The sequence below is a fragment of the Chromobacterium subtsugae genome, from assembly GCF_001676875.1.
GTDB lineage: Bacteria > Pseudomonadota > Gammaproteobacteria > Burkholderiales > Chromobacteriaceae > Chromobacterium > Chromobacterium subtsugae.
Genome location: NZ_JYKA01000014.1, coordinates 97,608 through 103,818 on the forward strand (window position 1 = coordinate 97,608; position 6,211 = coordinate 103,818).

At 62.3% G+C, this 6,211-nt stretch carries 6 protein-coding genes; 4 read left to right on the forward strand and 2 right to left on the reverse strand.

The genetic code is table 11. From position 1 onward, the window contains the following. Positions 1-43: 43 nt before the first annotated feature. On the reverse strand, positions 44-940 hold the full coding sequence (locus tag MY55_RS16350; protein WP_047238466.1) for a polyprenyl synthetase family protein: 897 nt from the start codon (positions 938-940) through the stop codon (positions 44-46). Continuing rightward, complete coding sequence (locus tag MY55_RS16355) at positions 930-1,163, reverse strand: exodeoxyribonuclease VII small subunit (RefSeq protein WP_043573738.1); 234 nt, start codon at positions 1,161-1,163, stop codon at positions 930-932. Before MY55_RS16355 ends, MY55_RS16350 begins: the two co-directional genes overlap by 11 nt. Positions 1,164-1,314: 151 nt before the next feature. Here MY55_RS16355 and MY55_RS16360 point away from each other — a divergent pair, with 151 nt between their 5' ends. The 4 genes from MY55_RS16360 (at position 1,315) to MY55_RS16375 (ending at position 6,153) form a co-directional block, all read left to right on the forward strand. After that, positions 1,315-2,151: an SDR family oxidoreductase gene (locus tag MY55_RS16360; protein ID WP_065202724.1), complete on the forward strand. Its 837-nt coding sequence runs from the start codon at positions 1,315-1,317 to the stop codon at positions 2,149-2,151. 183 nt (positions 2,152-2,334) lie between these two features. Next, complete coding sequence (locus MY55_RS16365) at positions 2,335-4,128, forward strand: ABC transporter substrate-binding protein (protein WP_065202725.1); 1,794 nt, start codon at positions 2,335-2,337, stop codon at positions 4,126-4,128. A gap of 21 nt (positions 4,129-4,149) precedes the next feature. Then, on the forward strand, positions 4,150-5,091 hold the full coding sequence (locus MY55_RS16370) for an ABC transporter permease (RefSeq protein WP_043573744.1): 942 nt from the start codon (positions 4,150-4,152) through the stop codon (positions 5,089-5,091). Between the two features lie 15 nt (positions 5,092-5,106). Continuing rightward, positions 5,107-6,153, forward strand: a complete 1,047-nt coding sequence (locus tag MY55_RS16375; protein WP_047258166.1) for an ABC transporter permease — start codon at positions 5,107-5,109, stop codon at positions 6,151-6,153. Positions 6,154-6,211: the final 58 nt, after the last annotated feature.

A 6,211-nucleotide genomic window follows, 5' to 3' on the forward strand; every position in this document is an offset into this window, starting at 1 on the left:
GGCGGTGGGCCGCCCTGGTTCGATTGCTGGCTTTACGAGCGGTTCAAAACGAGCGGGCGACGATGTAGTCGGCCAGTTGTCTCAGGCGGTCGGCGCGCGGGCCGAAGCCCTGCAGCGCGGCGAAGGCCTGGTCGTGCAAATCCTTAGCCATGCGCTTGGCCTCGGCAAGGCCCAGCAGGCTGACGTAGGTGGGCTTGTCATGGGCGGCGTCCTTGCCGGCGGTCTTGCCCAGCGTGGCGGTGTCGGCCTCGCAATCCAGAATATCGTCCACCACCTGGAAGGCCAGGCCGACGCGCTTGGCGAACACGTCCAGCGCTTCTTTATCCGCGGCGGACAGTTCACTGCCTGCCATCGCGCCCATCAGCACCGAAGCGCGGATCAGCGCGCCGGTTTTCAGCATGTGCATGAATTCCAGCTCCGGCGGCGTCAGCGGCTGGCCGACGCTGGCCAGGTCTATCGCCTGGCCGCCCGCCATGCCGGCATGGCCGGAGGCGTGCGCCAGCGTGCGCGCCATTTCCAATTGGCTGGCCGGGGCGATGCCCGGCAGCGGCTGCGAAATCAGCTCGAAGGCGCGGGTTTGCAGCGCGTCGCCCACTAGCAGCGCCGTGGCTTCGTCGTAGGCCACGTGACAGGTGGGCTTGCCGCGGCGCAGCACATCGTCGTCCATGCAGGGCATGTCGTCGTGCACCAGCGAATAGGCGTGGATCATTTCCAGCGCCGCGCCGACGCGGGCCAGGTTTTCCGGCTTGGCGTCCACCAGCTCGCCGGCGGCGAAGGCCAGCAGCGGGCGCACCCGCTTGCCGCCTTCCAGCGTGGCGTAGCGCATCGCCTGGTGCAGGCGCTGCGGCGCGGCATCGGCGGCGGGCAGCAGGCGTTCCAGCGCGGTTTCCATTTGCTGCTGGATGGCGGTCATCCAGCCGATGAAGGTTTCATTGGCCATTGGGCAGATCCAGCGCCTTCAGTTCGTTGTTTTCCAGGATTTTCAGCTGCTGTTCCGCGTCGGCGAGCTTGGCCTGGCAGAACTTGATCAATTCGGTGCCTTGCTTGTAGGAGGCAAGGGCTGTTTCCAGCGGCAGATCGCCGCTGTCCATCGCCTGGATGATGTCCTCCAGCTGGGCCAGCGCGCTCTCGAAGCTGGCCGGCGCTTTGGCGGCTTTTGCCATGGCGGTATTCCTCGTGCGTGTCAGGCCGACATTCTAGTCCAATTCCACGGCAAAACGACAGTGCCGCTGTCAGATGTTTGTCATGTGGCCGATTCCGGCGCCGCGGCGATTGGTGTAGGGTTGGACGTTTGCCCATCGCGCGAGGTTTTTCATGTCAGACATCCAGCCTTCCATCTTGATCACCGGTTGCTCCAGCGGCATCGGCTACCACAGCGCGAAAGTGCTGAGCCAGCGCGGCTGGCGGGTGTTCGCCAGCTGCCGCCGTCCAGAGGACGCGATGCGTCTGCGAGAGGAGGGACTGGAGTGCCTGCAGCTGGATGTGGACGACCCCGCGTCCATCCAGGCGGCGCTGGCCGAGGTGCTGGAACGAAGCGGCGGTCGGCTGGACGCGCTGTTCAACAATGCCGGCTTCGGCCAGCCGGGCGCGGTGGAGGACATTTCGCGCCAGGCGATGCGCGAGCAGTTCGAGACCAATCTGTTCGGCCCGTGGGAGCTGACCAACGCGGTGCTGAAAGTCATGCGCGCCCAGGGCTACGGCCGCATCGTGTTCAACAGCTCCATCCTGGGCTTCGCCGCGATGCGCTGGCGCGGCGCCTACAACGCCAGCAAATTCGCGATGGAGGGTCTGTGCGACACGCTGCGCCATGAGCTGCACGGCACCGACATCCATGTCTCGCTGGTGGAGCCGGGGCCGATAGAGAGCCGTTTCCGCCCCAACGCCTTGGCGCGTTTCTTGAAGAATGTCGATATCGACGCCAGCGTGCACCGCGACAACTACCAGAAACAGTTGGAAAGGCTGAAAAAGGAGGGGCACGCCGCGCCATTCACGCTGCCGGCCACCGCGGTGGCCGAGGCGGTGTGGCGGGCGATTTCCTGCCGCCGGCCCAAGGCCCGTTATCCGGTGACTTTTCCCACCAAACTCTACTGGCTATTGCGCCGCTGGCTGCCGCAGCGCTGGTACGACCATGCCTGCCGCAGCGCCACTTGATGGACATGCTTTTGGCATTTGAATTTTGTTGATGCCATCTTGATAATTTTTTGTTGATTTACCTGGCATGTTGGCTTTACATTCATTCGCGCTGCTCATGGCTGCTTCGGCACAGCCCTCTGGGCGGCGACAAGAAGATGGGGGCTGATCACGGCTCCTGCGCTACGAAGGAGATAAAACAATATGAAGCACCTGAAATGGCTGCCCATGCTGCTGATGGGCGTGGCACTCATGCCTCATGCCCAGGCGGCCGATCCCGGCAAAGTGCTCAGGGTGGCGTTTTCCGCGCCAGAGACCGGATTCGACTTGGTCAAAGTGCACGATGTTTATTCCATGGCGGTTGGCGAGAACATCTTTGACGGCCTGCTGACCTATGACTACCTGGCCCGGCCGTTGAAAGTGGTGCCCAATACCGCCAGCGCGATGCCTGAGGTGTCGCCAGATGGCAAAGTCTTTACATTCAAGGTGAAACCCGGCATTTATTTTGCGGATGATCCGGCGTTCAAGGGCAAGAAGCGGGAGTTGACCGCGGCGGACTACGCCTACACTTTCAAGCGTTTCGCCGATCCGCTGAACAACGCTCCCAGCGGCGCGTCCTATATGGATTTCATCGCCGGCCTGGAAGAGGCATCCAAAAAAGCCGCTAAAACCGGCAAGTTCGATTACGACACGCCGATTTCCGGCCTGCAGGTGCTGGACCGCTACACGCTGCGCATCGTATTGAAAAAGCCGAATTTCGGATTCCTGTACACCATCGCCGCCAAGGATTCCGGCGCGGTGGCGCGCGAAGTGATCGAGACCTATAGCAAAGACACCCTTTCCCATCCGGTCGGCACCGGTCCGTTCATGCTGAAAGAGTGGAAGCCGGGCAACCGCATTGTGCTGGTGGCCAATCCGGGCTATCGCAAGACGGTGTTCGACGGCTCGCCGGGCAGCGAGCCGGGCGACGCGGAAATCTACCGGTCGCTCAAGGGCAAGACCTTGCCGCAAGTGGGCCGGGTGGAAATCCGCATCATCGAGGAAGACCAGCCGCGCTGGCTGTCTTTCATGAACAAGCAACTGGACTGGATCAACGTGCCTAAGTCGGCGATGAAGTCCGCGTTGAACATCAATCCGGCCGACCCTTACGACACCACCCTGCGGCCGGTGCTCGCCAAGCGCAGCATCCGGCTTAGCCATACGCTCGGCTTGGATGTCACTTACGCCTATTTCAATCTGAAAGATCCGGTCATCGGCGGTTACGGCAAGGATAAAGTCGCATTGCGCCGCGCCATCGCCATGGCCTATCCGTTGCAGAAGGAAGTGATTCCTCTGTTATACGGCAATCAGGCCATTCCGCTTCAGGGGCTGGTGCCTGTCGGCATGGTCGGTTTTGATCCGCATTTCCAGGGACAGGTGCCTTACGACCCGGCTACCGCCAACGCCTTGCTTGACGAGTTCGGTTACAAGATCGGGCCGGATGGCTATCGCACCCTGCCGAATGGCAAGCCGCTGGTCATAGAGCAGGGCACTCAGTCCTCCGCGACCGACAAGCAGTTCAATGAGATCTGGCAGAAGGCTTTTGACAGCATCAAGGTGAGAGTGCGCTTCAAAACCGCCAAGTGGAATGAGAACCTGAAGGCGGCTTACGCCTACAAGCTGCAGATGTGGAGCCTGGGCGGGTCGGCCTCGACGCCGGACGGCGACGATTTCGTCTCCAGCTTTTCCTCGCGCTTGATCGGCCAGGGCAATCTGGCGGGCTATCAGGTGGCGGCTTACGACAAGGCCTACGACGCATCGCAGATACTGCCGGACGGAGCGGAACGTCAGGCCTTGTACAGCAAGATGAACCGCCTGGTCGCGGCGCAGCAGCCCTATGTGCTGGGCGTCACCCGCTTTTACAACGAATTGACCCAGGGTTACGTCAGCGGTTTCAAGCGCCACCCCATTTCCACTTTCGGCGGTTTCTGGCGTTATGTGGACGTCGCGCCGCACTGATCGCCTGAGCGAGGGAAAATCATGATTGCATATGTCATTCGCCGTCTCTGGCAGATGATCCCCACCATGCTGGGCGTCATGCTGCTGGTGTTCGTGCTGTTCAACTGGGTGGGCGGAGATCCCACCTATATTCTGGAAGGCAAGCGCCTTACGCCGGAAATGATGGCCAACTTCCGCGCCCAGATGGGCCTGGACAAGAGCCTGCCCGAGCAATTCCTGCTGTTCGCCAAGCAAGTGCTGACCTATGACTTCGGCAACTCGTGGGCCACTCAGCATTCGGTGGCGCATACGCTGGCCAGCCGGGTGGGCCCTTCGTTGCTGCTGGCCGGCAGCTTGCTGGTGCTGGAGCTGTTCACTGCGCTGCCCATCGCCGTGGCGGTGGCTTATTTCCGCGGCGGCCTGACCGATCGTCTAGTCACGCTGATCTGCACGGTGGCGATGTCGATCAGCTCCCTGGTCTACATCATCGTCGGCCAATACCAGCTTGGCTTCGCGCTGGATTGGTTCCCGGTGATGGGCTGGGACGACGACAGCATCGTCGCCAATCTGTTCGTCTATCTGCCTTTGCCGTTGTTGCTGGGCCTGCTGGTGTCGCTGGCTCCCAGCGTGCGCTTCTACCGCAGCTTCATCGTCGAGGAGCTGAACCACGATTATGTGCGCACCGCGCGCGCCAAGGGTTTGTCCGAACCCAAGGTGCTGTTCAAGCACGTGCTGCGCAACGCGCTGATCCCGGTGGTGACCAACATCACCATGTCGCTGCCCTTCCTGATGCTGGGCTCGATGCTGCTGGAGCGCTTCTTCGGCATTCCAGGCATGGGCAACGAGCTGCTCAACGCGGTGGACAAGAGCGACTTCCCGGTGATCAAGGCGATCACCATCACCATCGCCGCAGCCGCCATGGCGTTCAACCTGCTGGCCGACATCCTCTACAAGTGGATCGACCCGCGCGTTCAGTTGAAGTGAGCGGGGGAGAGATAAATGACGACATTGCAGAATACCGCCGGCGCCGCGCCGGCCGCGCCATCCCGCAGCCTGTGGGCGCTGGGTTGGCAAAGACTGAAGCGCGACCGCATCGGTTTCGCGTCGCTGTGGATCGTGGCGGCTTTCATGCTGCTGGCGCTGGCCAGCTGGCTGGGCCTGATCGGCCGCGGCTGGAACGACGAGATCGCCGTTTCCTACGCGCCGCCCACCGCGATCTACCAGCAGGACAAGTCGGTCGCCGTGCACAAGTCCAAGGCCGCCGAACCGGCGCTGGAAGGCTTGAAACCGGCGGAAGACCCGATCTGGGCGGAAACCCAGCGCGCCCGTCAGAACCGCGACAAATACGTGGTGCCGGAAGTGAAGAAGGCGGAATCGCTCACCTTCGGCGCCGATCAGCGCGGCCGCGACATCCTGGACAAGGTGATCAAGGGCACTTCCACCTCGCTGTTCGTCGGCTTCTTCGGCTCCTTGCTGGCCATCGTCATCGGCGCGGCGCTGGGCGCCAGCGCCGGTTTCTTCGGCCGCAAGGTGGATGATTTCCTGATGTGGTTCTACAGCGTGTTCACCGCGATGCCGGACATGCTGCTGCTGCTGGCTTTCGCCGCGGTGGCCGGCCGCGGCCTGGGCACCGTGGTGCTGGTGCTGTCGCTGACCACCTGGACCGGGGTGTTCCGCCTGGTGCGGGCCGAGTTCATCAAGCTGCGCTCGCGCGAATTCGTGCAGGCCGCCGACGCCATCGGCGCCAGCAGCGCGCGGCGGATGTTCGTCCACATCCTGCCCAATATCTCCCATCTGCTGCTGGTGCAGTTCTCCTTGCTGATGGTCGGCCTGATCAAATACGAGGTGATCCTGTCCTTCCTCGGCTTCGGCGTCGACGTGCGCCAGGTCAGCTGGGGATCGATGCTGGCCGAGGTGCCGGAGGAGTTGCTGCAGGGCTATTGGTGGCAACTGGCGATGGTGGTGGTGTTCATGTCGGTGCTGGTGACGGCGTTCAGCATGCTGACCGATTCCCTGCGCGACGCGCTGGACCCCAAGGTAAAGTGAGGATCACCCGATGAGCAACAACAAACCTTTGCTGTCCGTGCGCAATCTGAAGGTGGGC

Excerpts from the sequence above, each read along its gene's own strand:
- MY55_RS16350 (WP_047238466.1), bottom strand. The coding sequence starts at position 940 with ATGGCCAATGAAACCTTCATCGGCTGGATGACCGCCATCCAGCAGCAA.
- MY55_RS16355 (WP_043573738.1), bottom strand. The coding sequence starts at position 1,163 with ATGGCAAAAGCCGCCAAAGCGCCGGCCAGCTTCGAGAGCGCGCTGGCC.
- MY55_RS16360 (WP_065202724.1), top strand. The coding sequence starts at position 1,315 with ATGTCAGACATCCAGCCTTCCATCTTGATCACCGGTTGCTCCAGCGGC.
- MY55_RS16365 (WP_065202725.1), top strand. The coding sequence starts at position 2,335 with ATGAAGCACCTGAAATGGCTGCCCATGCTGCTGATGGGCGTGGCACTC.
- MY55_RS16370 (WP_043573744.1), top strand. The coding sequence starts at position 4,150 with ATGATTGCATATGTCATTCGCCGTCTCTGGCAGATGATCCCCACCATG.
- MY55_RS16375 (WP_047258166.1), top strand. The coding sequence starts at position 5,107 with ATGACGACATTGCAGAATACCGCCGGCGCCGCGCCGGCCGCGCCATCC.